Below are 23,809 nucleotides of genomic sequence, written 5' to 3'. Positions count from 1 at the left end.
CGATCAGACAGCCTCGTTGGACTCGTCCTCGAACGCGGCGAAGACCGGATCCTCGGTGACGATCTCTTCAGCGGCAATGAATTCGTTGGTGACGATGCCTTCTGCGATTTCACGCAGGGCAACGACGGTCGGCTTGTCGTTTTCCCACGCTACGCGTGGCTCTTTGCCGCCGGTAGCCAGCTGACGGGCGCGCTTGGTCGAGAGCATGACCAGCTCAAAACGGTTATCCACGTGTTCCAGGCAGTCTTCAACAGTTACGCGGGCCATGGTCTTCCTCAGTAGCAAATGCGATGGGCGTGCAGCCCAATATGGGCAGGCGGACTCGATAGTTTAAAAAATCACCAGCCAATAGGGAAGCGCTGTTTTGCCGGATACCCCATCAGGCCTGCATCCCTCACCCTGTGGATGCGGGCTTGCCGGGGCGCCGAACCACCGCCAAAGGGCCGCGACAGACACCTTCATCTTGTATCTCACAACATCGCGCCGCGCAACCTTGGGGTCAGCTCTTCGAACAATGTCTGCACCGAGCGCAAGGCCCGGCAATCGGGCCGGGTCAGCAGCCACAGTTGGGTGTCGCAACCGGCCAGCGGTCCGCTCAGCGCCTCGACACCAGGCAGTGCATGGACCATGTAGTCGGGCAGCGCCGCAACGCCCAGCCCCGTGCTTACCAGCTGTGCAATGGTCGACATGCTGCTGCACTGGTAGCGCGGGCTCAGCCCGGGGTACTGCTGATTGCGCCAGACCACGGTGGGGTGGTCCTGCATGGAGTCGTCCGGGGCTATCCATGGCACGCTGTTGTGGGACTCGTCCAGGCGCTCGCGCCATTGCGGCTGGCCACAGATCACATAGGACGTCGAACCCAGGCAACGGCCGACCAGGTGCTCGGGCGGCGTATTGGTCAGGCGCAGGGCGATGTCGGCATCGCGCCTGCTGAGGTTGGCGAAGGTGTTGGACGTGCCCATCTCCAGCGACAGAGCCGGGTAATTGGGCATGAACTCGGCCAGCGCCGGCAGCAGCAGGCTGTGCATTACCGCCTCAGTGCATGTCAGACGAACGGTGCCGCTCACCACCTGCTCGCCACTGGTCATGGCGATGCGCGCAGCATCCAGCGCCTGCTCGGCCCGTTCGGCCTGCTCGGCCAGGGCCTGGGCGGTGTCGGTCGGCAGGTAGCCCTTGCGGCTCTTGACGAACAGTGCGGTGCCCAGTGCCGACTCAAGCCGGCGAATCGAACGGAACACGGTCGAAACATCGACCTTGAGCAGTTCGGCGGCCTTGGCCAGTGAGCGCCCGCGCTCCAGGGCCAGGACCAGGGAGAGGTCGGCGTGGGTGATCTGATATTGCATTGGTGCACGCTCTACTTGCCGAAATGCCAATGTCTGTTGCGTTGAGGCCATTTTATAGTGGAACTGCCCCCGGGAATCAATGCGCCCGGTCGGGTAACCAATCCCCACGATGGGAAAGTTAAAAAAACAACAGCTGCAACCATCGTCGCCCGTGAGGCGCCAGCCGTATCCCCACATCGCCGCAGCACATCAAAGGATGTACACCATGACGTCGGTCACCCCGTGCGCCAGTTCTTCCAGCGAGATGAAAGACTTCCTCCAGGCCCATCCGGACACTCAGTACGTCGATCTGCTGATCTCCGACATGAATGGCGTGGTACGTGGCAAGCGCATCGAGCGGGCCAGCCTGCACAAGGTGTACGAAAAGGGGATCAACCTGCCGGCATCGCTGTTCGCCCTGGATATCAATGGCTCGACCGTGGAAAGCACAGGGCTTGGGCTGGACATCGGCGATGCCGACCGGATCTGCTACCCGATCCCCGGCACGCTCTGCAACGAACCCTGGCAGAAGCGCCCGACTGCCCAGTTGCTGATGACCATGCACGAGCTCGAGGGCGAGCCGTTCTTCGCCGACCCACGCGAAGTGCTGCGCCAGGTGGTGAGCAAGTTCGATGACCTGGGCCTGGACATCTGCGCCGCGTTCGAGCTGGAGTTCTACCTGATCGACCAGGACAACCTCAACGGTCGTCCGCAGCCGCCGCGCTCGCCCACTTCGGGCAAGCGTCCGCAGTCGACCCAGGTCTACCTCATCGACGACCTCGACGAATATGTCGACTGCCTGCAGGACATGCTGGAAGCGGCCAAGGAGCAGGGCCTGCCGGCCGATGCCATCGTCAAGGAAAGCGCGCCCGCGCAGTTCGAAGTCAACCTGCACCACGTTGCCGATCCGCTGAAGGCGTGCGACTACGCGATCCTGCTCAAGCGCCTGGTCAAGAACGTCGCCTACGACCATGAAATGGACACCACGTTCATGGCCAAGCCTTACCCAGGCCAGGCGGGCAATGGCCTGCACGTGCACATTTCGCTGCTCGACAAGAAGACTGGCAAGAACATCTTTGCCCATGACGACCCACTGCAAAGCGATGCTCTGCGCCATGCCATTGGTGGCGTGCTGGAGACCATGCCGGCGTCGATGGCCTTCCTGTGCCCGAACGTCAACTCGTACCGTCGCTTTGGCGCCCAGTTCTACGTGCCGAATGCGCCGAGCTGGGGGTTGGACAACCGTACCGTAGCGGTTCGCGTGCCGACCGACAGCAGTGAAAACGTGCGCATCGAGCACCGTGTAGCGGGCGCCGACGCCAACCCTTACCTGATGCTCGCGGCAGTTCTCGCGGGGATCCACCATGGCTTGACCAGCAAGGCCGAGCCTGGCGCGCCGATTGAAGGCAACTCGTACGAACAGCTGGAGCAAAGCCTGCCGAACAACCTGCGCGACGCCTTGCGCGCGCTGGATGACAGTGAAGTCCTCAACCAATATATAAGCCCGGACTACATCGATATCTTCGTGGCCTGCAAGGAAAGTGAGCTGGCCGAGTTCGAAGTATCGATCTCCGACCTCGAGTACAACTGGTACCTGCACACGGTGTAAGCCCATGAGCGCAATTGCGGTCCCCTTGATCGGTGTCAGCGCCTGCCGTCAGCAGGTGGGGAAGAACTCGTCGCACACGGTGGGCGACAAGTATGTCGAGGCGGCCGGCTTTGCCGGGCTCCCGCTTATCCTGCCGGCCCGCGACGGGGGCAGCGACACGCAGGCGTTGCTGGCACGGCTCGATGGCATTCTTTTTACCGGCTCGCCTTCAAATGTCGAGCCGCATCATTACAATGGCGCCCCCAGCGCGGAAGGTACCCGGCACGATCTTGCACGTGACCGCCTGACCTTGCCGCTGTTGCAGGCGGCCATTGCCGCCGGCGTGCCGGTGTTCTGTATCTGTCGTGGTTTCCAGGAGTTGAACGTGGCCCTAGGCGGCAGCTTGCACCAGCGCGTGCACGAACTGCCGGGCTACCTGGACCACCGTGAACCTGAGGACGCACCCCTGGAGGTGCAATACGGCCCTCGTCATCCCGTCGGCATTGCGCCTGGCGGGGTATTCGAGCGCCTGGGCCTGGCTGCGCAGTTCGAGGTCAACTCGCTGCACAGTCAGGGCATCGACCGCCTGGCCCCGGGCCTGCGCGTCGAGGCAAGGGCCCCGGATGGCCTGATCGAAGCGGTGTCGATGCCTGACGCGCCTGGCTTTGTGCTTGGCGTGCAGTGGCACCCGGAATGGCGTTTTGCCGACAACCCGGTCTCCACACGCCTGTTCCAGGCGTTCCGCGAGGCCTGCATTGCCCATGCTGCACGGTAGGGTCGTTACCCGAAGGTCTTGGATGACTGATACCGATACGCAAGCTTTCAATGAGTGAAAGCGCCTTGTTCGCAGGGCCTGTGACAACAATTCCAATAGTTACGGCAAATACTCATGAGCGATTACACAGAAGCTGGCCGCCCACCCGATGTGGCCGATTCAGGCAGCACTCAGCGCAGCAAAGGCTTGGCAAAAGGCCGTCTTGGCCTGCTGGCCAGCGTGGTGCTGGGCATTTCGACTATCGCCCCGGTCTACACCTTGACCGGTGCCCTTGGCCCCACCGTGCGGGAGGTCGGCGAGCACCTTCCGGCCGTCTTCATCGTCGGCTTCCTGCCCATGCTGCTGGTCGCCCTGGGCTACCGTGAGCTGAACGCGGCGGAGCCGGACAGCGGTACTTCGTTCACCTGGTCGGCCCGCGCCTTTGGCCCGATGATCGGCTGGATCGGTGGCTGGGGGCTGGTTGTTGCCACCACCATCGTGTTGTCCAACCTGGCCGGGGTGGCCGTTGATTTCTTTTATCTGTTCCTGGCTCAGATCACCGGTAACCAGGCGTTGGCTGCCTTGGCGGATAACCTGCTGATCAACATCACCACCTGTTGCGTGTTCATCGCCATGGCGGTGTGGATCTGTTGTCGCGGCATGGCTACCACCATGAACGTGCAATATGGTTTGGTGGCCTTGCAACTGCTGGTGCTGATCGGCTTTGCCTTCGCCGCCTTCAGTGAGACCACCGCGCCAGCGCCGCTGGAGTTCGACCTGGCCTGGTTCAACCCCTTCGGCGTGGAGTCGTTCTCGGCCTTTGCCGCCGGCCTGTCGTTGTCGATCTTCATCTTTTGGGGGTGGGACGTGTGCCTGACCGTCAGTGAAGAATCGATCGGCAGCGACGAGGTGCCGGGCAAAGCGGCGACCTGGACCGTGCTGCTGATTCTTGGTCTGTACCTGCTCACCGCCATCGCCACCCTGCAATTCGCGGGGATCAGCGAGCAAGGGCTGGGACTGAACAACCCGCGTATCCAGGAGAACGTCTTTGCCCACCTGGCCGGGCCAGTCATGGGGCCGCTGGCGATCCTGATGTCCATCGCCGTGCTGGCCAGCACCGCCGCTTCGCTGCAGTCGACCTTCGTCTCTCCGGCGCGCACGCTGCTCGCTATGGGTTACTACGGTGCGGTGCCAGAGCGCTTTGCCAAGGTTTGCCCGCGTTCGCAGACGCCACGTTACGCAACCATCTGTGCCGGCGTTGCCGCAGGCCTGTTCTACGTGACCATGCGTACCCTCAGCGAAAACGTGCTGGCGGACACCATCACCGCCCTGGGCATGATGATCTGCTTCTACTATTCGCTGACCGCGTTTGCCTGCGTGTGGTATTTCCGCCACAGCCTGTTCGACAGCCTGCGCCACTTCTGCATGCGCGGCCTGTGCCCCCTGTTGGGTGGTGTGATCCTGTCGGTGATCTTCGTGCGCACCGCCATCGACAGCGCGTCGCCGGATTTCGGCAGTGGCTCGCATGTGGCTGGCGTAGGATTGGTGTTCGTGATTGCGGCGATCATTTCGGCACTGGGGATAGTGCTGATGATGCTGTCGCGGATGCGCGCGCCGGCTTACTTCCTGGGGGCTACCCTGCGACAGCAGGCGACTCTGCAGCTGCAGGAATAATGCTGGGTGGGGCGCGTTGCGCCCCAACACCCCGCGGTAGGCGCGGCCTTGTGTCGCGAAAGGGCCGCAAAGCGGCCCCAACTGTCTCTATCTTCAGCCGATCAACTGCTTGAGCAATGCCCCGTGCCGATCCTGCTGCTTGCTCAACAGCAAACGGTTCGAGCGGAACACGGCCTTCAACTCCTCCAGCGCCACATCGAAGTCGTCGTTGATGATGACGTACTCGTACTCGTCGTAGTGCTGCATCTCGCTGACGGCCTCTTTCATGCGGCCGGCAATGATCTCATCGCTGTCCTGCCCACGCCCGTCCAGACGCTGGCGCAGCGCCTCCAGGTTGGGTGGCAGGATGAAGATCGAACGGGCTTCGGGCATCAGCTCGCGCACCTGACGGGCGCCTTGCCAGTCGATTTCCAGAATCAGGTCATCGCCCCGGTCCAGCACTTGCTGCAGCGTGCTACGCGAGGTGCCGTAGAAGTTGCCGAACACTTCGGCGTGTTCAAGGAAGTCGTTCTTGTCGATCAGCGCCTTGAATTCGTCATGGCTGACGAAGTGGTAGTTGACGCCGTGCTCCTCGCCCGGGCGTTTGCCGCGCGTGGTGTGCGAGACAGAAACGCTGACGCGTTTGTCGTCCTTGATCAGGGCGTTGACCAGGCTGGTCTTGCCGGCACCTGACGGGGCCGAGACGATATATAGGGTGCCGCTGCTGTGGTTCATGGTAGGGGTGGCCTTACTCGATGTTCTGTACTTGTTCACGCATCTGTTCGATCAGTACCTTCAGGTTGACCGCCGCTTGCGTGCTACGCGGGTCGAAGGCCTTGGAGCCCAGGGTATTGGCCTCGCGGTTGAGCTCCTGCATGAGGAAGTCCAGGCGCCGGCCAGCGGCCCCACCGGACTTGAGCACCCGGCGTACTTCATTGACGTGGGTGCTGAGGCGGTCCAGCTCCTCGGCAACGTCACTCTTTTGTGCCAGCAGCACCATCTCCTGCTCAAGCCGTTGCGGGTCGAGCTCGGCCTTGAGGTCGCCGAAGCGGTCGATGATCTTCTGCCGTTGTGCGGCCAGCATCTGCGGTACCAGGGCACGCAGGGTGGTGACCTCGGTGGCCATGCTGTCCAGCCGCTCGTTGATCAGGCGTGCCAGCTCCTGGCCTTCGCGCAGGCGCCCGGCCTTCAATTCGGCCAGGGCCTCGTCGAACAGTGCCACGGCTTCGGCATTGAGCGCCTGCGGATCGCTGGCGTCGGCCACCAGCACGCCCGGCCAGGACAACACTTCCAGCGGGTTGAGCGGCGCCGGCTGCTTGATCAGGCCGGCCACTTCTTCGGCGGCGGCAACCAGTTGCGCGGCACGCTCGCGGTCGACCTTCAGTGGTTTGCCGTTGCTGTCTTCGTGCAGGCGCAAGGTGCATTCGACCTTGCCGCGCGACAGGCCTTGGCGCAGACCCTCACGCACGGCGCCTTCCAGGTCGCGCAGGGCGTCGGGCAGGCGCAGGTGAGGTTCAAGGTAGCGGTGGTTGACCGAGCGCAGTTCCCAGACCAGGGTGCCTTGGCTGCCTGCGCGCTCGACACGAGCAAAAGCGGTCATGCTGTGCACCATGGGGAGTACCTCGCGTAGATGATGTGAACGGGAAAGCCTTTCGGCTGCAAGGCGCAGGATTGTAGCGCAGTGCGCCCTTGGCGCCCAATCCGCCCATGTTACAGAGCCCTCATCGGCCGGTGGGAAAAGGCGACAGGCTGTGCGCGGCCCGACAATAAGCATGTCCTCACCGGGCTACGGGCTTTATAATGCCGGGCAGATTCAAAGTCCCAGTACAGGTATCCCAGATGAAACGTCCAAGTGGTCGCGCCGCCGATCAGCTCCGCTCGATCCGCATCACCCGCAACTACACCAAGCACGCCGAAGGGTCGGTACTGGTCGAGTTCGGTGACACCAAGGTCATCTGCACGGTCAGCGTTGAAAACGGCGTACCGCGCTTCCTCAAAGGCCAGGGCCAAGGCTGGCTGACCGCCGAGTACGGCATGCTGCCGCGCTCCACCGGTGAGCGTAACCAGCGCGAAGCCAGCCGTGGCAAGCAGGGTGGTCGCACCCTGGAAATCCAGCGCCTGATCGGCCGCTCGCTGCGCGCCGCGCTGGACATGAGCAAGCTGGGTGACATCACCCTGTACGTCGACTGCGATGTGATCCAGGCCGATGGCGGCACCCGCACCGCGTCGATCACCGGCGCCATGGTCGCCTTGGTCGATGCCCTGGCAGTGATCAAGAAACGGGGTGGCCTGAAGGGCGGCAATCCGCTCAAGCACATGATCGCCGCCGTATCGGTGGGCATGTACCAGGGCGAAGCCGTACTCGACCTGGACTATCTGGAAGACTCCGCTGCCGAGACCGACCTGAACGTGGTCATGACCAGTGCCGGTGGTTTCATCGAAGTGCAGGGCACTGCAGAGGGTGCGCCGTTCCAGCCCGAAGACTTCAACGCCATGCTGGCGCTGGCGCAGAAGGGCATGAACGAGATCTTCGAACTGCAGCAGGTCGCTCTGGCCGACTGATTGATCCTGCAGGTATGAAAAAGCCGACTTCGATGTCGGCTTTTTCGTATCTGAACAGTGCTCAGATGGTCAACGTCCAGTCATAGTCGACGATCAGCGGCGCATGCTGCGAGAAGCGCGGCTGACGCGGCAGGCGGGCATTGCGCACGAAGCGGCGCAGGCCCGGGGTGAGGATCTGGTAGTCGAACCGGTAGCCCAGGTTGAGCATCTCGGCCTGCTCGTTGTCCGGCCACCAGCTGTACTGGTCACCTTCACGGCTGACTTCGCGCAGGGCATCCACATAGCCCATGTCGCCAGTGATCGCATCCATCCAGGCACGCTCAGGCGGCAGGAAGCCTGGCGACTGCTGGCTGTCACGCCAGTTCTTGATGTCGAGCTTCTGCTGCGCCACGTAGAACGAGCCGCAATAGATGTACTCACGACGCTTGCGCCGCTGCTTGTCCAGGTACTTGGCGAAGTCGTCCATCAACTTGAACTTCTGGTTCAAGTCGTCGTCGCCGTTCATGCCCGAAGGCAATAGCAGGCTGGCAATACTGACTTTGTCGAAATCTGCTTGCAGATAACGCCCGTAGCGGTCGGCTGTCTCGAAGCCCAGGCCGGTGATGACTGCCTTGGGCTGCATGCGCGAATACAGTGCCACGCCACCTTGGGCGGGTACCTCCGCGTCGCAGGCATAAAGGAAATAGCCATCGAGCTGGAAAGCTGGGTCGTCGAGTTCAAAGGCCGAGGCGCGGGTATCCTGAAGGCAGATGACGTCGGCATTCTGGGCTTGCAACCAGCTGAGCAATCCACGCTCGGCTGCAGCCTGAATGCCATTTACGTTCACACTGATGATCCGCATAAATGGCCCCAAAAATCTCGTGCGTGTATGATACCCGAGCTCAACCCATTTAGCTAAATCCGTGGTGTCCGGGACTTTCCATGCAGCCGTATCAGCGCGACTTCATCCGTTTTGCCATCGATCGCGGCGTTCTGCGCTTCGGTGAATTCACCCTGAAATCGGGGCGTACCAGCCCGTATTTCTTCAATGCCGGCCTGTTCAACACAGGTTCTGCCCTGGCTCAGCTGGGGCGTTGCTACGCGGCGGCCATCGTCGACAGCAAGATCCCGTTCGACGTACTGTTCGGCCCGGCCTACAAGGGTATCCCGCTGGCTGCGGCCACCGCCGTGGCCCTGGCCGAGCAACATCAGCTGGACGTGCCGTGGTGCTTCAACCGCAAGGAAGCCAAGGATCACGGCGAAGGCGGCAGCCTGGTCGGCGCGCCACTGGCCGGTGACGTCCTGATCATCGATGACGTGATCACCGCTGGCACTGCCATCCGCGAGGTCATGCAGATCATCAATGCCCAGCAGGCCAAGGCCGCTGGCGTGCTGATCGCGCTCAACCGCGAAGAGCGCGGCAATGGCGAACTGTCGGCGATCCAGGAAGTGGAGCGTGACTTCGGTATCCCGGTAGTCAGCATCGTTTCGCTGACCCAGGTGCTGGAGTTCCTGGCCGATGATCCGCAGCTCAAGCAGCATCTGCCGGCGGTCGAGGCCTATCGGGCGCAGTACGGGATCTGATTGCGGCTCGGTAATGAAAAAGGCGACCTTCGGGTCGCCTTTTTTATCTGTTGCCTTTTACGGCCCTATCGTCGGCAAGCCGGCGATAGGGCCAGTGCAGGCGATCAGCGTGGCTTGCGGTTGCTGATCAAGGTGCCCACGCCGCTGTCGGTGAAGATCTCCAGCAGCACCGCATTCGGCACGCGGCCGTCGATGATGTGCGAGCTGTTCACGCCACCCTGGACCGCTTCCAGCGCGCACTTGATCTTCGGCAGCATGCCGCCGTAGATGGTGCCGTCGGCGATCAGTTCGTTCACCTGCTCGGTGGTCAGGCCGGTCAGGACCTGGCCTTGCTTGTCCATCAGGCCGGCGATATTGGTCAGCAGCATCAGCTTCTCGGCTTTCAGTGCCTCGGCCACCTTGCCGGCCACCAGGTCGGCGTTGATGTTGTACGACTCACCGTTGGCACCCACGCCGATTGGCGCGATCACCGGGATGAAGTCGCCTTTGACCAGCATGTTCAGCAGGTCGGTGTTGACGCTGACCACTTCGCCGACGTGGCCGATGTCGATGATTTCCGGCTGGGTCATCTCCGGCGTCTGGCGGCTCACGGTGAGCTTCTTGGCGCGGATCAGCTCCGCGTCCTTGCCGGTCAGGCCGATGGCGCTGCCGCCGTGGCGGTTGATCAGGTTGACGATGTCCTTGTTGACCTGGCCACCCAGCACCATTTCAACCACGTCCATGGTCGCCGCGTCGGTGACACGCATGCCGTCGATGAAGTGGCTTTCGATCGACAGGCGCTTGAGCAGGTCGCCGATCTGAGGGCCACCACCGTGCACGACCACCGGGTTGATGCCCACGGCCTTCATCAGCACGATGTCACGGGCAAACCCGGTCTTGAGCTCCTCGCTCTCCATCGCGTTGCCGCCGTACTTGATCACCAGGGTCTTGCCGACAAAACGGCGAATGTAAGGCAGTGCTTCGGACAAAACCTCGGCTACATGGGAAGCGGCATCGCGATCGAGGGTCATGCAGGGCTCCTGTAAGGAACAGATAGTCGGTCAGAACGGCAGTTGCAGCTCAGGGGCAACCCGCAGCAACTGGGCGCGGAAAACATCCTTGATACGTTGCAACTCGGCGTCGCTTTCGGCCTCGAAGCGCAGCACCAGCACCGGCGTGGTGTTGGAGGCGCGAACCAGGCCCCAGCCCTGGGCATAGTCGACCCGCACACCGTCGATGGTGGTCAGGCTGGCTTGGCCCCAGTCGGCGTCGCGTTGCAGTGCATCAATGATGCTGAATTTACCCTCGTCGGTCACATCAATATTGATTTCCGGCGTGGAAATGTCGTTCGGGAATGCGGCAAACAGGCTTTCGGCGTCCTGGCCAGCCTTGCTGAGGATCTCCAGCAGGCGTGCGGCGCTGTAGATACCGTCGTCGAAACCGTACCAGCGCTCCTTGATGAAGATGTGCCCGCTCATCTCGCCGGCCAGCAGCGAACCTGTCTGCTTCATCTTCTTCTTGATCAACGAGTGACCAGTCTTCCACATCAAGGCGCGGCCGCCGTGTTGTTCGATCAGCGGTGTCAGGCGGCGGGTGCATTTGACGTCGAAGATGATCTCGGCCCCCGGGTTACGCGCCAGCACGTCCTGCGCGAACAGCATCAGCAGGCGGTCGGGGTAAACGATGCTGCCGGTGTTGGTCACCACACCGACGCGGTCACCGTCGCCGTCGAAGGCCAGGCCGATATCGGCACCGGTTTGCTTGACCTTGGCGATCAGGTCTTCAAGGTTTTCAGGCTTGCCCGGGTCCGGGTGGTGGTTGGGGAAGTTGCCATCCACCTCGCAGAACAGTGGGATGACTTCGCAGCCCAAGGCTTCGATCAGCTGCGGCGCGATAACGCCGGCAGCGCCGTTGCCGCAGTCCACCACCACCTTGAGCTTTTTCGCCAGCTTCACGTCAGCGACGATCTGCTGGAAGTAGCGCTCGAGGATCTCGACCTTTTCCACACTGCCTTCGCCACGGGTCAGGTCGTTGGTTTTCAGGCGAGTCAGCAGGGCCTGGATCTGTTCGTTGGCCAAGGTATCGCCAGCGATCACGATCTTGAAACCGTTGTAATCCGAAGGGTTGTGGCTACCGGTGAGCATCACGCCGGACTTGCCGGCCAGGACATTGGCAGCGAAATACAGCGCCGGGGTCGGCACCAGACCGACGTCGCTGACCTGGCAACCGGCATCGGCCAGGCCTTTGATCAGTTGCTCGACCAGCATCGGGCCGGACAGGCGGCCGTCGCGGCCGACGGAAATCTGCGGCTCGCCTTGGGCGAGCGTCTGCGCGCCAATGGCGCGGCCGATCCAGTAGGCGGTTTCGGCGTGCAGGGTCTTGCCGACCACGCCGCGGATGTCATAGGCGCGGAAGATGCTGTCGGGCAGTGCGGGGACCAGGTGGGCCATGTCGTTCATCTCTGGAAGCTCCATTAGTCAAAGGCTTTCTGGGCAGGCGCAAACTGAACGCTTGGACGGTGGTTTCATCAGAGAGTTCGCCATCCATGGCCTGAACGGTCGCCGGTCGGCTCAGTGGCTGCCGGAATGGCCGAAGCCGCCGGTGCCGCGCTGGCTTTCATCGAAGGCCTCGACGACTTCAAAATGCGCTTGCACTACCGGTACCAGCACCAGCTGAGCGATGCGCTCGCCAACGGCGATGGTGAATGGCGTGTTGCCACGGTTCCAGCACGACACCATCAGCTCGCCCTGGTAATCCGAGTCGATCAGGCCGACCAGGTTGCCCAGCACGATGCCATGCTTATGGCCCAGACCCGAGCGCGGCAGGATCATCGCGGCCAGGCCCGGGTCGCCGATGTAGATCGACAGGCCGGTAGGAATCAGCAGGGTCTGCCCCGGCTCCAGGACGGTGTCCTCTTTGAGCAGGGCGCGCAGGTCCAGGCCGGCGGAGCCAGGGGTGGCGTATTGCGGCAGCGGAAATTCACTGCCCAGGCGTGGGTCGAGGATCTTGGCTTGAAGAGCGTGCATGTAACTTATTGAACCTGGTTGAGCCGTTCGGCGATGAAGGCGACCAGTTGCCGGGCAATCTTGCCTTTGCTGGTCTGCGCGAAGAGGGTTTGATGCTGCTGGCGGTCGATCACGGTCAGGGCATTTTCCTCGCTGTTGAAGCCGATGCTGGGGTTGGCCACATCATTGGCGACGATCAGGTCGAGGTTCTTGTCCTTGAGCTTGCGCGTGGCGTAATCGAGCAAATGTTCGGTCTCGGCGGCGAAGCCGACGCTGAACGGGCGGTCGGTGCGGCCAGCGATGGTGGCAAGGATATCGGGATTGCGCACCATCTGCAGCAGCATGCCGTCGGCGGTCGTAGGATCTTTCTTGAGCTTCTGTGTGGCAACGACCTCCGGGCGGTAGTCCGCGACCGCTGCCGAGGCGATGAACAGGTCGCACGGCATGGCCGCCTCGCAGGCTGCGAGCATGTCCCGCGCGCTGACCACGTCGATCCGGTTGACCCGGTCAGGGGTCTGCAGGTGCACAGGGCCGGTGACGAGGGTCACCCGGGCACCCGCTTCTGCGGCCGCCTCGGCCAGCGCGAAGCCCATCTTCCCGGAGCTATGATTGGTGATGTAACGCACCGGGTCGATGTTTTCCTGGGTTGGCCCGGCGGTGATCAGCACATGTTTGCCGGTGAGCGCCTGGCGCTTGAAGCTCTCGGCGGCGCACCAGGCCAGGTCGGTGGCTTCGAGCATGCGGCCAAGGCCCACGTCGCCGCAGGCCTGGCTGCCGGAAGCCGGCCCGAACACCTGGATGCCACGGGTCTTGAGCAGGTCGAGGTTGGCCTGGGTCGCCGGGTCGCGCCACATGGCCTGGTTCATGGCCGGGGCCACTGCCACGGTGGCGTCGGTGGCCAGTACCAGGGTAGTCAGCAAGTCGTCGGCCATGCCTTGGGCCATGCGGGCCATGAGGTCGGCGGTGGCGGGGGCGATCAGCACCAGGTCGGCCCATTTGGCCAGTTCGATGTGGCCCATGGCCGCTTCGGCGGCAGGGTCGAGCAGATCCATGTGTACCGGGTGGCCGGACAGCGCCTGCAGGGTCAGCGGGGTGATGAATTCAGCACCACCACGGGTCATGACGACGCGCACTTGCGCGCCGTGCTCCAGGAGTCGGCGAATCAGCTCGGCGCTCTTGTAGGCGGCAATGCCGCCCCCGACGCCGAGAACGATGCGCTTGCGATACAGCCGCTGCATAGGCTTGCCTTTTTCCAGAGAGAGCGGGCAGCGACGAACAGGATTGCCTGCGGCAGAACGTCGCATGTACGAGGCGAAATAGATTAACACAGGGCCTAAACGTGTCGCAGCAGGGCGCAAAGGAGATGCAATGAAGATAAGCGAGTGGCCAGCCGAGGAGCGGCCCAGGGAAAAGTTGATGCAGCGCGGGGTGGGCAGCCTTTCGGATGCCGAATTGCTGGCCGTGTTTCTCGGCTCTGGCGTGCGGGGCCACAACGTCGTGGAGCTGGCGCGGGGGTTGCTCGTCAAGTTCGGCGGCTTGCGCCAGTTGCTTGAAGCTGACAGGGACGCATTCGTGGGGGCGCTCGGGCTTGGGCCGGTGCGGTATGGCCAATTGCAGGCGCTGCTGGAGATCGGGCGGCGCAACCTTGCCACATCGATCGAGCGCGACTGCGCTCTGGAGAGCCCTTTTGCGGTGCGCAGATACCTGAAAGCCATGCTGCGTCATGAGCCTAGCGAAGTTTTTGGCTGCCTGTTTCTGGATAGCAAACACCGGCCGTTGGCTTTCGAAATCCTGTTCAGAGGGACGATCGACCGGGCCAGCATCTACCCGCGGGAAGTGGTGCGCCGTGCGTTGATGCACAACGCTGCGGCGTTGATCCTTTGCCACAACCATCCTTCGGGCAACAGTGAGCCGAGCCAGGACGACGTGCACATGACGCTTGCATTGAAGCAGGGGTTGGCGCTGATCGATGTGCGGGTGCTCGATCACATCATCGTGGGTGATGGGGAGCCGCTGTCGATGGTGGAGCAGGGGTGGATTGTCGCTTAGTGGCTGCCTTTTTGCAGGCTCGACCAATCTCCGGCAAGCCGGCATTTGGTCGAGCCTGCAAAGCCAGGGTTCAGCGCTTCACCGAAACCTTGCTGAAATCCAGCCGCCCGAACGGGCTTGCCTGGTAACCCTCGACGCCCTCGCGCAACAGCGCTGCCGCCGTCGGATGCGCCAGCGGTACCCACAGCGCCTGCTGCTGGATCAGCGTCTGCGCCTGCTGGTACAACCGGCTGCGTACGCTCTGGTCGTTGGTGGTACGCCCTGCACTGATCAACTGGTCCAGCCGGCTGTCGCAGAACCGCGCGAAGTTGGTCCCCGACTTTACCGCCGCACAGGAAAACTGCGGGCTGAGGAAGTTGTCCGGGTCGCCGTTGTCGCCGGCCCAGCCCATGAACAGCAGGTCATGCTCGCCAGCCTTGGCCCGACGGATCAGCTCACCCCATTCGATCACGCGGATTTCGGCCTTGATGCCGATCTTGGCCAGGTCTGCCTGGAGCATCTGCGCGCCCAGGCTTGGGTTGGGGTTGAGCAGGCTGCCCGACGGGCGGGTCCAGATCGTGGTGCTGAACCCTTCTGCGTAACCGGCCTTGCTCAGCAGCGCCTTGGCTCGCTTGAGATCCAGCGGGTAGCCGGGCAGGTCCTTGGCATAGCTCCAGGTGTTGGGCGGGTAGGGGCCGTTGGCGGCGGTGGCGGTGCCTTCGAAAACGGCCTTGAGGTAGGCCTGCTTGTCGAAGGCCAGGTTGATCGCCTGGCGCACTTCGGGTTTGTCCAGCGGCGGGCGCTCGCTGTTGATGGCAACGAAGGCCGTCATGAAGGCCGGCGTCGAGGCGACCTTGAGGTTACCGTCCTTGCCTGCTTCAGCAATGTCCAGGGGCTTGGGTGACAGTGCCACCTGGCATTCACCACGCTTGAGCTTCTGCAGGCGTACGTTGGCATCGGTAGTGATGGCGAAGATCAGTGGGTCGACCGCAGGCTTGCCATCGAAGTAGTCAGGGTTGGCGCGGTAGCGCACCACGGCGTCCTTCTGGTAGCGCTGGAAGACGAACGGGCCGGTGCCGATCGGCTGGCTATTGAGCTTCTCCGGGGTGCCTGCCTTGAGCAGTTTGTCGGCGTACTCGGCGGAGTAGATCGAAGCAAAGCCCATGCTCAAGGTGGCCAGGAAGGTCGCATCGGGGTGGGTCAGGGTGAAGCGTACGCTGTTCGGCTCCGGCGCCTCGATCGACTTGATCAGGCTGCCCAGTTGCAGTGATTGGGCGTGCGGGTAGCCACCCGGTGCGGTCTTGTGCCAGGCGTGGGCGGGGTAGAGCATGCGCTGGAAGCTGAATAGCACATCGTCGGCATCGAGGGCGCGGGTTGGCTTGAAATAAGGCGTGGAGTGGAATTTGACCCCTTCACGCAGCTTGAAGTCGTACACCAGGCCGTCAGCCGACACTGTCCAGCTTTGCGCCAGGCTGGGGACGACCTTGCCTTGGCCTGCGTCGAACTCGACCAGGCGGTTCATCAGTACGTCGGCCGAGGCGTTGGTGGTGGTCAGCGAGTTGTACTGGACCACGTCGAAGCCCTCGGGGCTGGCTTCGCTGCAGACGCTCAGTGGCGCGGCCTGGGCGATGCCGGCAGCAAGCAGGGAGGTGAGCATTAAGGAAAGGGCGGCGGCACGCATCGTGACTCCTTGGCTGTCAGTGGCCCATCTGCCAGTGCAGTCTGGAAACGTCCTACCCTAGTGTGCGCATCAGGAAATGACCACCCTCTTTTTCTACCGGCTGGCGACGAGTGGTCGACAGTTCGCCGGGCTAGCCGCTATGCTGCTCGCGCACGATTTGTCTCCGACAGATGCTCATCAGCAGTTGTTGCAATGCAGTCTTTCTGGTATAAAGCAGCGCTCTTTTCTAGGGGCTCGGCCTGTCGCATCAGCGGATCCGGTCGGTAAGACCTCCAGAATCACGGCGCCTGGCGCCAAAGACTGAGAGATTAAGCGGCCAACCCATGCCGGGTTGGGCATGTGGTTTTAGAGGGCTGAGTCATGTCGAGAGTCTGTCAAGTTACTGGTAAGGGTCCAGTAACCGGGAACAACATTTCCCACGCAAACAACAAAACCCGTCGTCGTTTCCTGCCGAACCTGCAGCACCACCGTTTCTGGGTTGAATCCGAGAACCGTTTCGTGCGTCTGCGCGTATCTGCCAAAGGCATGCGCGTCATTGACAAGCGTGGTATCGACGTAGTGCTGGCCGAGCTGCGTGCTCGCGGCGAAAAGTTCTAAGGAGAACGTCATGCGTGAATTGATCCGTCTGGTTTCGAGTGCTGGCACTGGCCACTTCTACACCACCGACAAGAACAAGCGCACCACCCCGGACAAAATCGAGATCAAGAAATACGATCCCGTTGTTCGCAAGCACGTGGTGTACAAGGAAGCCAAGATCAAGTAATTGATCGGCGACCTGAAAAAACCCGCATCCGAAAGGACGCGGGTTTTTTTTTACGTGGATGCCAACAAGAAAGGGGCTCCGTCTGGAGCCCCTTTCTTGTAGCGATCAGCAGTGGGTATCAGCTGATGTGCAGGCCGTCGATGGTACCGCCAGCGTCGACACGGATCATCACCCTGTCGGAGCGTATGTCCTTGCTGGTGATGTCGTGTGGGCCGGCGGCGGTCGTCAGGCCGGTCAGCTCGAGGATGTAAGGCTTGACGCTTTCTACATACTGCGAGCCAATCACGTGACGAGCGGCGCCGAGGATGTCGGTAGTCATGATGATTCTCCCTGGATTGTCCTGAATTGGACGCTGCAAGGATCACGCTCTTGGCTTGCCGGGCTGTGGTAATTAATCACCACGCCGGCGTCGCACTCATTTCTGCTCGAACATCACATAAATCTTGCGGCACGGCTCCAGCACTTCCCAGGTGCCCTTGAAGCCGGCCGGAATGACAAACCGATCACCGGCACGCAGGGTCTTGGCGCCGCCATCCGGGTCGCGCAGTACCGAAACGCCCTGCACGATCTCGCAGTATTCATGCTCGGTGTAGTTCACTGTCCACTGCCCGACCTCACCTTCCCAGACACCTGCGGCGAACTGTCCGCACGGGGTGGAATAATGGTTGTAGACAGCCTGGTCCGGCTCGCCCTTGAGGATTTTTTCTGCCGCGGGACGGTAGCGTTCAGCCTCGGTGAGGACTTGGGCGAAGTCGATGATGCTGGCGATGTTCATGGTGCAGCTCCTATTTTTGTTTAATAAAATGCACATCAGTAGGCTTTTAGGCCTTATGTGTCAAATATATTGATAGTTTGCACTGGCTGGTTTAGGGTATCGCTTGCCAGTGTGCGCTTGTCGCCCGGCCAGAATTCTGACAACGCCTGTGAGTCCTCAGTGCGGCGTTGCACCTAAACAAGAGGAGGAGTTTCGTATGACCACCCTGACTCGTGCAGACTGGGAGCAACGTGCCCAGCAACTGAAGATCGAAGGACGTGCCTTCATCAACGGCGAATACACCGACGCCGCATCCGGTGAAACCTTCGACTGCCTGAGCCCGGTCGACGGACGCTTCCTGGCCAAGGTTGCCAGCTGCGACCTGGCCGATGCCAATCGCGCTGTGGAAAACGCCCGCGCAACGTTCGATTCCGGCGTCTGGTCGCAGCTGGCCCCGGCCAAACGCAAGGCCAAGCTGATCCGCTTCGCCGACCTGCTGCGCAAGAACGTCGAAGAGCTGGCGCTGCTGGAAACTCTGGACATGGGCAAGCCGATCGGCGACTCCTCCAGCATCGACGTGCCGGGCGCGGCCAATGCCATCCACTGGACCGCCGAAGCCATCGACAAGGTCTACGACGAAGTCGCGCCGACCCCTAGTGATCAGCTGGGTCTGGTTACCCGCGAAGCAGTTGGCGTGGTCGGTGCCATCGTACCGTGGAACTTCCCGCTGCTGATGGCCTGCTGGAAGATCGCACCAGCCCTGGCCACCGGTAACTCGCTGGTACTCAAGCCATCCGAGAAGTCGCCGCTGACCGCCATCCGCATTGCCCAGCTGGCCATCGAAGCCGGTATCCCGGCCGGTGTGCTGAACGTGCTGCCAGGCTACGGCCACACCGTCGGCAAGGCCCTGGCCCTGCACATGGATGTAGACACCCTGGTGTTCACCGGCTCGACCAAGATCGCCAAGCAGTTGATGGTGTATGCGGGCGAGTCGAACATGAAGCGTATCTGGCTGGAAGCCGGTGGCAAGAGCCCGAACATCGTCTTTGCCGACGCTCCGGACCTGCAAGCCGCCGCCGAAGCTGCTGCCAGCGCCATCGCTTTCAACCAGGGCGAAGTTTGCACCGCAGGTTCGCGCCTGCTGGTCGAGCGTTCGATCAAGGACAAGTTCCTGCCCATGGTGGTCGAAGCGCTCAAGGGCTGGAAGCCAGGTAACCCGCTCGATCCGCAGACCACCGTCGGTGCGCTGGTCGACACCCAGCAGATGAATACCGTGCTGTCGTACATCGACGCCGGCCACAAGGACGGCGCCAAGTTGCTGGCCGGTGGCAAGCGCACCCTGGAAGAGACTGGCGGCACCTACGTCGAGCCGACCATCTTCGACGGCGTGACCAACGCCATGAAGATCGCCCAGGAAGAAATCTTCGGCCCCGTGCTGTCGGTCATCGCCTTCGATACTGCCGAAGAAGCCATCGCCATTGCCAACGACACGCCGTATGGCCTGGCCGCTGGCATCTGGACGTCGGATATTTCCAAGGCCCACAAGACTGCCCGTGCCGTGCGCGCCGGCAGCGTCTGGGTCAACCAGTACGATGGCGGCGACATGACCGCGCCGTTCGGTGGTTTCAAACAGTCGGGCAACGGCCGTGACAAGTCGCTGCATGCACTGGAGAAGTACACCGAGCTGAAAGCGACCTGGATCAAGCTGTAAATCCAGGGGGGCTGCGCTACAGCCCCAACGACAGCCGGGCCGGTTCACACCGTCCCGGCTTTGTCGTTTCTGCCATTCAAGAATTCTGCCTGGGAGGCTGCTATGCGCTGGGGAACCTACTTTGCCGTGCTGGCATCGGTGCTGAGCGTCGGGCTCGCGCTCGGCGTGAGCATGCCGCTGGTGTCCCTGCGCCTGGAGGCCTGGGGCTACGGTAGCTTCGCCATCGGCGTAATGGCTGCGATGCCCGCGCTGGGCGTGCTGATTGGTGCCAGCCTGGCCAGCCGCCTGGCCGGCTGGGTCGGCGTGCCTTCGGCTATGCGCCTGTGCCTGTGGGGCGGGGCATTGTCGATTGGCCTGCTGGCGGTGCTGCCCAGCTACCCGCTGTGGCTGGCGCTGCGCTTGCTGATCGGCATGTCGCTGACCGTGGTGTTCATCCTTGGCGAGAGCTGGATCAACCAGTTGGTGGTCGAGCAGTGGCGTGGGCGCCTGGTGGCGCTGTATGGCAGCAGCTATGCCTTGAGCCAACTGGCAGGGCCGCTGGTGCTGGGCTTTCTCGGCTCCGACGATGACTTTGGCTTCTGGGCTGCGACCGGCCTGCTGCTGCTATCGCCCTTGCTGCTGTTGGGTCGTGGCGGCGCGCCGAGTACCGAGGCCTGCAGCGTAACCTTCAGCGACCTGTTCGCCTTCTGTCGCCGGCTGCCGGTGATCGCCTGGGCCATCGCGCTGTTCGCTGCCTTCGAGGCGATGATCCTCACCCTGTTGCCGGTGTATTGCTTGCAGCAGGGCTTCACCACCGAGCTGGCGCTGTTCATGGTCAGTACCGTGGTGGTTGGCGACGCGGTGCTGCAGTTGCCGATTGGCGCCTTGGCCGACCACATGTCGCGGCGCGCACTGTTCACCGGTTGTGCCGTGACCTTGCTGTGTTCCAGCCTGGCGATTCCGTTGCTTGTGCACACGCCGGCGATCTGGCCATTGTGGGTGCTGTTCGGGGCCAGTGCCGGTGGCCTGTTCACGTTGTCGCTGATACTGATCGGCGAGCGTTATCGGGATGATGCACTTGTGCGGGCCAATGCTCATGTGGCGCAGCTGTGGGGTATCGGCTGCCTGCTGGGGCCGTTGCTGGCCGGTGCGGGTAGCCAGTGGCTCAGTGGCCATGCGTTGCCGCTGCTGATGGCAGTTGGGGCGGCCGGGTTGGTGGTGTTGACCCGGCGGCGCGGTGCCTTCGAGCCTGCTGCCGCCTGAGGCCCTGCGCTACAGCATTTTCTCCAGCCCGACGGCCTTGCTGATCCACGCATTGAACCGCCGCCAGAGCCCGCCGGGCTCTGCCGTCAGGGTGTGCAGTTGGCCGTTGTCCTCGGTCACCCAGGCCAGCTTGTCATTCTCTAGCCTGACCTGATAACTCAGCGCAGGCGCCATGCCCTGAACGGCCAGCTCGCGGGTGTATTCGGCCAGCTCCGGGCTGTCCACCAGCACCCCGACCTCGGTATTCCACAACACCGAACGCGGGTCGAAATTGAACGAGCCGATGAAAGTCTTTCGCCGGTCGAACACGATCGCCTTGCTGTGCAGGCTGGAATCCGAACCGCCATGGAAATTCAGGCGCCCGGCACTGGGGTCACCCGGCTGGCGGCGCAACTCGAACAGCTGCACGCCGTGTTCGAGCAGCGCCCGGCGGTAGGGCGCATACCCGCCATGCACGGCCGGTACATCGGTGGCCTCCAGCGAGTTGGTCAACAGCTTGACCGACGTTCCGGCGTCCGCACGGCCGGTCAGGTACAGCAGCCCGGGCTCGCCAGGGACGAAATAGGCCGAAACCAGGATCAACTCGTGGTGCACGTTTGCCAGGTCAGGGGCCAACTGCTGGCTCATCAGCAGGTGCGGGTCTGGCTCATCGTCTGCCAGCACCTTGCTCGGTGCATCCCACAAGGCCTGGCTGTGGGCCCAGATCAGCTCATTGCGCCAAACATCCAGCCGAGGCTCCGACTGATAGGCCATCAGGCGGTCATACAGCGCCTTGCGCTGCACCCGCGCCTCGGCCAGCGACACCTCCAGGCGGTGGCGGCTGGCGCGCAGGTCGGCGGCATCCGGCAGTTGCCAGAGGAAGTCAGTCACGGGCCGGCTCAGGGCACTGTTCCAGTACTGGTCGAAGCTGTGCCCGAGCTGTTCGGCCACCGGGCCCACGCCGAGCATGTCGATGTCAGTGAAATTCAGGTTGGGCTCAGCATCGAAATACTCATCGCCCAGGTTGCGCCCGCCGACGATGGCCATGCTGTTGTCCACCAGGAACAGCTTGTTGTGCATGCGCCGGTGCTGGCGGGACAGGTTGAACAGGCGGCCCACCGCGCGCGTCACCCCCGTGCTGCGGCCCAGATGCAGTGGGTTGAATACGCGGATCTGGATGTTCGGATGGGCGTCGAGGGTGCCCATGATGGTGTCCAGGCCGTCGCTGGTGGTGTCGTCCAGCAGGATGCGCACGCGTACGCCTCGGTCGGCGGCGCGCAGCAGTTCATGGACCAGGGCCCGGGTGCTCAGGCCGTCGTGGACGATGTAGTACTGCAAGTCGATGCTGGCCTGCGCGTTGCGGATCAGCTCGGCGCGGGCACGGAAGGCCTCGTTGCTGTTGGGCAGCAGACGGAAACCGGACCGTCCTTCATAGGGTGCGGCCTGGCGCAGCACCGAGCGGCCGAAGGCTGAATCTTTAGCCGGCAGTGCCTGGCTGGTCTCGCGGGGTGTACCGACGCTGGCGCAGCCTGCAAGGCCTAGCAGCACCAGCAGCAGGGGCAGAGCTCGCTGGAGTCTCAAGTGTGGATCGTCCTGTGCGGCAAAGGCTTGAGAGGTTGGACCGTATAGGGCGGCGCAAAGTTACCCGTCGGTGTTACTTTGATCCAGTAGACGAAGGGCGGTTTCTCCCACTTTGCGCACCGCGTCCTCGATCTGCGGTGTTGGCCGCGCGGCGAAATTCATCCGCAGGCAGTGGCGGAACTTGCCTGAGGCGGAAAAGATGCTGCCCACGGCAACCTGCACGCCCTGTTCCAGTAAAGCGCGGTTCAGCCGCAACGTGTCGAAATGCTCTGGCAGCTCCACCCACAGCATGAAGCCACCCTGAGGCCGGCTGACGCGCGTGCCAGGCGGGAAGTAACGGTTTACCCAGTCGCTCATCAGGTCGCGGCCGCGCTGGTACTGGCTGCGCATGCGCCGCACATGGGGGTGGTAGTGGCCGCTGGCGATGAAATCGGCAATCGCCAACTGCGGCTGGGTGGCGGTGCTGCCGGTGCTGATGTACTTCATGTGCAGCACCCGCTCCAGATAGCGCCCTGGCGCCACCCAGCCAATGCGCAGGCCCGGGGCTAGCGTCTTGGAAAACGAACTGCACAGCAGCACGCGACCGTCGTCGTCGAACGACTTGAGGGTGCGCGGGCGGGGGTAGGTGTAGGCCAGGTCGCCATACACATCGTCTTCGAGGATGGCGACGTCATAGCGCTGGGCCAGGTTCAGCAGCGCCTTCTTGCGTGCCTCGGGCATGATGTAGCCAAGCGGGTTATTACAGCTTGGTGTGATCTGGATGAGCTTGATCGGCCATTGCTCAAGCGCCAGTTCCAGGGCTTCCAGGCTGATGCCGGTGATCGGGTCGGTGGGGATCTCCAGCGCCTTCATGCCCAGGCCTTTGAGTGTTTGCATGGCGCCGTGAAAGCTCGGCGAATCGACCGCGACAATGTCGCCCGGCTCGCACACCGCGCGGATGCTGCATGACAACGCTTCGTGGCAGCCGGTCGTCACCACCAGGTCCGCCGGGCCCAGGCGGCAGCCAGAGTCCAGCACCAGGCGGGCAACCTGCTCACGCAGAGCGAGGTTGCCATGGATGTTGTCGTAATACAGCCCCGGCATGTCCTGGCGCCGGCTGAGCTGGGCGAGGCTGCGCAACAAGGGCTTGAGGCTCGGGCTGTCGATGTCGGGCATGCCGCGGCCGAGCTGTATGACGTCTTGACGAGGTGTGCTGCGCACCAGCTCCAATACCTGTTCCCACTGCGAAATGTCCACGGGTCGCTGGGCAGGGCGGCTGACGGCGGGCAGTGCGGCGAGGTGGCGATGGTCGTTGACGAAGTAGCCGGACTTGGGGCGTGGCGACACCATGCCGTTGTCTTCCAGCAGGCGGTAGGCCTGCTGCACCGTACTCAGGCTGACCCCATGTTCCACGCTCAGGGCGCGCACCGATGGCAGGCGCTGGCCGGGGCGGTACAGGCCTTGCTCGATACGGGTGCCGAGCAGCTCGGCGAGGTTCAGGTAGAGCGTCACGGCATACTCCTGTGCTCGATTGCAAGCACGACCAGTACAGTTGCGTAGAAAATACAGCATTCAGCCGCAGATCCGCCAATTCTGTATGGGAATAATAAGCCTGTATTGAATCTGTATTGCCGGTGCTGGCAGCGCGCATGCTTTCTCCACAGT

At 62.6% G+C, this 23,809-nt stretch carries 23 protein-coding genes and 1 pseudogene; 10 read left to right on the top strand and 14 right to left on the bottom strand.

Annotated elements, in window-relative coordinates; genetic code table 11:
* Positions 1-3: 3 nt before the first annotated feature.
* Both rpoZ and IWW33_RS10565 read right to left on the bottom strand, forming a co-directional pair.
* Positions 4-267 (bottom strand): DNA-directed RNA polymerase subunit omega, encoded by a 264-nt coding sequence (gene rpoZ, locus IWW33_RS10570; protein ID WP_012312123.1) that lies wholly within the window; start codon positions 265-267, stop codon positions 4-6.
* 203 nt (positions 268-470) lie between these two features.
* A complete protein-coding gene (locus IWW33_RS10565) occupies positions 471-1,343 on the bottom strand; it encodes a LysR family transcriptional regulator (RefSeq protein ID WP_046786863.1) in 873 nt (290 codons plus the stop codon).
* A 205-nt stretch (positions 1,344-1,548) separates the two neighbouring features.
* Between IWW33_RS10565 and IWW33_RS10560 the strand changes: the two genes are divergently transcribed.
* The 3 genes from IWW33_RS10560 to IWW33_RS10550 all read left to right on the top strand — a co-directional run bounded on the left by IWW33_RS10560 (position 1,549) and on the right by IWW33_RS10550 (position 5,338).
* On the top strand, positions 1,549-2,931 hold the full coding sequence (locus IWW33_RS10560) for a glutamine synthetase family protein (protein ID WP_174141077.1): 1,383 nt from the start codon (positions 1,549-1,551) through the stop codon (positions 2,929-2,931).
* Positions 2,932-2,935: 4 nt separating this feature from the next.
* A complete protein-coding gene (locus tag IWW33_RS10555) occupies positions 2,936-3,685 on the top strand; it encodes a gamma-glutamyl-gamma-aminobutyrate hydrolase family protein (RefSeq protein ID WP_115273276.1) in 750 nt (249 codons plus the stop codon).
* A 114-nt stretch (positions 3,686-3,799) separates the two neighbouring features.
* Positions 3,800-5,338 (top strand): APC family permease, encoded by a 1,539-nt coding sequence (locus IWW33_RS10550; RefSeq protein ID WP_115273277.1) that lies wholly within the window; start codon positions 3,800-3,802, stop codon positions 5,336-5,338.
* Between the two features lie 93 nt (positions 5,339-5,431).
* Here IWW33_RS10550 and gmk read toward each other — a convergent pair whose 3' ends face one another.
* Together gmk and IWW33_RS10540 are read right to left on the bottom strand one after the other, a co-directional pair.
* On the bottom strand, positions 5,432-6,052 hold the full coding sequence (gene gmk / locus IWW33_RS10545) for a guanylate kinase (protein ID WP_174141076.1): 621 nt from the start codon (positions 6,050-6,052) through the stop codon (positions 5,432-5,434).
* A gap of 13 nt (positions 6,053-6,065) precedes the next feature.
* Positions 6,066-6,929, bottom strand: a complete 864-nt coding sequence (locus IWW33_RS10540; protein ID WP_039604571.1) for a YicC/YloC family endoribonuclease — start codon at positions 6,927-6,929, stop codon at positions 6,066-6,068.
* Positions 6,930-7,156: 227 nt separating this feature from the next.
* On the opposite strand from IWW33_RS10540, the gene rph reads away from it, so the two are divergent.
* Complete coding sequence (gene rph, locus IWW33_RS10535; RefSeq protein ID WP_046786868.1) at positions 7,157-7,879, top strand: ribonuclease PH; 723 nt, start codon at positions 7,157-7,159, stop codon at positions 7,877-7,879.
* 61 nt (positions 7,880-7,940) lie between these two features.
* On the opposite strand, the gene IWW33_RS10530 is transcribed toward rph, so the two are convergent.
* Complete coding sequence (locus IWW33_RS10530; RefSeq protein WP_012312131.1) at positions 7,941-8,720, bottom strand: exodeoxyribonuclease III; 780 nt, start codon at positions 8,718-8,720, stop codon at positions 7,941-7,943.
* Positions 8,721-8,800: 80 nt separating this feature from the next.
* On the opposite strand from IWW33_RS10530, the gene pyrE reads away from it, so the two are divergent.
* Entirely contained in the window at positions 8,801-9,442 is a 642-nt protein-coding gene (pyrE, locus tag IWW33_RS10525) for an orotate phosphoribosyltransferase (RefSeq protein WP_011536401.1), read from the top strand.
* Between the two features lie 104 nt (positions 9,443-9,546).
* Here pyrE and argB read toward each other — a convergent pair whose 3' ends face one another.
* The 4 genes and pseudogenes from argB to coaBC all read right to left on the bottom strand — a co-directional run bounded on the left by argB (position 9,547) and on the right by coaBC (position 13,664).
* Entirely contained in the window at positions 9,547-10,452 is a 906-nt protein-coding gene (gene argB, locus IWW33_RS10520) for an acetylglutamate kinase (protein ID WP_046786869.1), read from the bottom strand.
* Positions 10,453-10,482: 30 nt separating this feature from the next.
* A pseudogene (locus IWW33_RS10515) lies at positions 10,483-11,850 on the bottom strand (phosphomannomutase/phosphoglucomutase); the annotation flags it as partial.
* 141 nt (positions 11,851-11,991) lie between these two features.
* A complete protein-coding gene (gene dut / locus IWW33_RS10510) occupies positions 11,992-12,447 on the bottom strand; it encodes a dUTP diphosphatase (protein WP_012312134.1) in 456 nt (151 codons plus the stop codon).
* 5 nt (positions 12,448-12,452) lie between these two features.
* Positions 12,453-13,664: a bifunctional phosphopantothenoylcysteine decarboxylase/phosphopantothenate--cysteine ligase CoaBC gene (gene coaBC, locus IWW33_RS10505; protein ID WP_174141075.1), complete on the bottom strand. Its 1,212-nt coding sequence runs from the start codon at positions 13,662-13,664 to the stop codon at positions 12,453-12,455.
* A gap of 130 nt (positions 13,665-13,794) precedes the next feature.
* On the opposite strand from coaBC, the gene radC reads away from it, so the two are divergent.
* On the top strand, positions 13,795-14,475 hold the full coding sequence (gene radC / locus IWW33_RS10500) for a DNA repair protein RadC (protein ID WP_119688048.1): 681 nt from the start codon (positions 13,795-13,797) through the stop codon (positions 14,473-14,475).
* A 70-nt stretch (positions 14,476-14,545) separates the two neighbouring features.
* Here radC and IWW33_RS10495 read toward each other — a convergent pair whose 3' ends face one another.
* Positions 14,546-16,135: an ABC transporter substrate-binding protein gene (locus tag IWW33_RS10495; RefSeq protein ID WP_174141074.1), complete on the bottom strand. Its 1,590-nt coding sequence runs from the start codon at positions 16,133-16,135 to the stop codon at positions 14,546-14,548.
* Positions 16,136-16,495: 360 nt separating this feature from the next.
* On the opposite strand from IWW33_RS10495, the gene rpmB reads away from it, so the two are divergent.
* Positions 16,496-16,732, top strand: coding sequence for a 50S ribosomal protein L28 (rpmB, locus tag IWW33_RS10490; protein ID WP_012312138.1), 237 nt, complete (start codon positions 16,496-16,498; stop codon positions 16,730-16,732).
* 10 nt (positions 16,733-16,742) lie between these two features.
* Positions 16,743-16,898 carry a 50S ribosomal protein L33 gene (rpmG, locus tag IWW33_RS10485; protein WP_003253507.1) on the top strand — a complete coding sequence of 52 codons (156 nt, stop codon included), beginning with the start codon at positions 16,743-16,745 and terminating at the stop codon, positions 16,896-16,898.
* 118 nt (positions 16,899-17,016) lie between these two features.
* On the opposite strand, the gene IWW33_RS10480 is transcribed toward rpmG, so the two are convergent.
* Positions 17,017-17,217: a hypothetical protein gene (locus IWW33_RS10480; protein ID WP_115273281.1), complete on the bottom strand. Its 201-nt coding sequence runs from the start codon at positions 17,215-17,217 to the stop codon at positions 17,017-17,019.
* A gap of 96 nt (positions 17,218-17,313) precedes the next feature.
* The gene (locus IWW33_RS10475; protein ID WP_115273282.1) at positions 17,314-17,673 is read right to left on the bottom strand and encodes a cupin domain-containing protein; all 360 of its coding nucleotides are present in this window, start codon (positions 17,671-17,673) and stop codon (positions 17,314-17,316) included.
* 196 nt (positions 17,674-17,869) lie between these two features.
* On the opposite strand from IWW33_RS10475, the gene IWW33_RS10470 reads away from it, so the two are divergent.
* Positions 17,870-19,363 carry an aldehyde dehydrogenase gene (locus tag IWW33_RS10470; RefSeq protein ID WP_046786878.1) on the top strand — a complete coding sequence of 498 codons (1,494 nt, stop codon included), beginning with the start codon at positions 17,870-17,872 and terminating at the stop codon, positions 19,361-19,363.
* A gap of 102 nt (positions 19,364-19,465) precedes the next feature.
* On the top strand, positions 19,466-20,605 hold the full coding sequence (locus IWW33_RS10465; RefSeq protein WP_046786879.1) for an MFS transporter: 1,140 nt from the start codon (positions 19,466-19,468) through the stop codon (positions 20,603-20,605).
* 9 nt (positions 20,606-20,614) lie between these two features.
* Here the strand turns inward: IWW33_RS10465 and IWW33_RS10460 are convergent, their stop codons facing one another.
* Positions 20,615-22,165, bottom strand: coding sequence for a phospholipase D family protein (locus IWW33_RS10460; RefSeq protein ID WP_115273284.1), 1,551 nt, complete (start codon positions 22,163-22,165; stop codon positions 20,615-20,617).
* Positions 22,166-22,225: 60 nt separating this feature from the next.
* Positions 22,226-23,656, bottom strand: coding sequence for a PLP-dependent aminotransferase family protein (locus IWW33_RS10455; protein ID WP_161872405.1), 1,431 nt, complete (start codon positions 23,654-23,656; stop codon positions 22,226-22,228).
* Positions 23,657-23,809: the final 153 nt, after the last annotated feature.

Origin of the sequence: Pseudomonas sp. M2 (assembly GCF_015751845.1) — a bacterium.
Lineage (GTDB): Bacteria > Pseudomonadota > Gammaproteobacteria > Pseudomonadales > Pseudomonadaceae > Aquipseudomonas > Aquipseudomonas putida_E.
This window is presented reverse-complemented; position numbering and strand designations above follow the sequence as displayed.

What these genes read in the sequence shown, in the direction of transcription:
- IWW33_RS10565 (WP_046786863.1), bottom strand. Translation starts at nt 1,343, where the DNA reads ATGCAATATCAGATCACCCACGCCGACCTCTCCCTGGTCCTGGCCCTG.
- dut (WP_012312134.1), bottom strand. Translation starts at nt 12,447, where the DNA reads ATGCACGCTCTTCAAGCCAAGATCCTCGACCCACGCCTGGGCAGTGAA.
- gmk (WP_174141076.1), bottom strand. Translation starts at nt 6,052, where the DNA reads ATGAACCACAGCAGCGGCACCCTATATATCGTCTCGGCCCCGTCAGGT.
- IWW33_RS10550 (WP_115273277.1), top strand. Translation starts at nt 3,800, where the DNA reads ATGAGCGATTACACAGAAGCTGGCCGCCCACCCGATGTGGCCGATTCA.
- IWW33_RS10475 (WP_115273282.1), bottom strand. Translation starts at nt 17,673, where the DNA reads ATGAACATCGCCAGCATCATCGACTTCGCCCAAGTCCTCACCGAGGCT.
- IWW33_RS10470 (WP_046786878.1), top strand. Translation starts at nt 17,870, where the DNA reads ATGACCACCCTGACTCGTGCAGACTGGGAGCAACGTGCCCAGCAACTG.
- argB (WP_046786869.1), bottom strand. Translation starts at nt 10,452, where the DNA reads ATGACCCTCGATCGCGATGCCGCTTCCCATGTAGCCGAGGTTTTGTCC.
- IWW33_RS10555 (WP_115273276.1), top strand. Translation starts at nt 2,936, where the DNA reads ATGAGCGCAATTGCGGTCCCCTTGATCGGTGTCAGCGCCTGCCGTCAG.
- IWW33_RS10540 (WP_039604571.1), bottom strand. Translation starts at nt 6,929, where the DNA reads ATGGTGCACAGCATGACCGCTTTTGCTCGTGTCGAGCGCGCAGGCAGC.
- IWW33_RS10480 (WP_115273281.1), bottom strand. Translation starts at nt 17,217, where the DNA reads ATGACTACCGACATCCTCGGCGCCGCTCGTCACGTGATTGGCTCGCAG.
- coaBC (WP_174141075.1), bottom strand. Translation starts at nt 13,664, where the DNA reads ATGCAGCGGCTGTATCGCAAGCGCATCGTTCTCGGCGTCGGGGGCGGC.
- IWW33_RS10530 (WP_012312131.1), bottom strand. Translation starts at nt 8,720, where the DNA reads ATGCGGATCATCAGTGTGAACGTAAATGGCATTCAGGCTGCAGCCGAG.
- rpmB (WP_012312138.1), top strand. Translation starts at nt 16,496, where the DNA reads ATGTCGAGAGTCTGTCAAGTTACTGGTAAGGGTCCAGTAACCGGGAAC.
- radC (WP_119688048.1), top strand. Translation starts at nt 13,795, where the DNA reads ATGAAGATAAGCGAGTGGCCAGCCGAGGAGCGGCCCAGGGAAAAGTTG.
- rpoZ (WP_012312123.1), bottom strand. Translation starts at nt 267, where the DNA reads ATGGCCCGCGTAACTGTTGAAGACTGCCTGGAACACGTGGATAACCGT.
- IWW33_RS10495 (WP_174141074.1), bottom strand. Translation starts at nt 16,135, where the DNA reads ATGCGTGCCGCCGCCCTTTCCTTAATGCTCACCTCCCTGCTTGCTGCC.
- rph (WP_046786868.1), top strand. Translation starts at nt 7,157, where the DNA reads ATGAAACGTCCAAGTGGTCGCGCCGCCGATCAGCTCCGCTCGATCCGC.
- IWW33_RS10465 (WP_046786879.1), top strand. Translation starts at nt 19,466, where the DNA reads ATGCGCTGGGGAACCTACTTTGCCGTGCTGGCATCGGTGCTGAGCGTC.
- rpmG (WP_003253507.1), top strand. Translation starts at nt 16,743, where the DNA reads ATGCGTGAATTGATCCGTCTGGTTTCGAGTGCTGGCACTGGCCACTTC.
- IWW33_RS10560 (WP_174141077.1), top strand. Translation starts at nt 1,549, where the DNA reads ATGACGTCGGTCACCCCGTGCGCCAGTTCTTCCAGCGAGATGAAAGAC.
- pyrE (WP_011536401.1), top strand. Translation starts at nt 8,801, where the DNA reads ATGCAGCCGTATCAGCGCGACTTCATCCGTTTTGCCATCGATCGCGGC.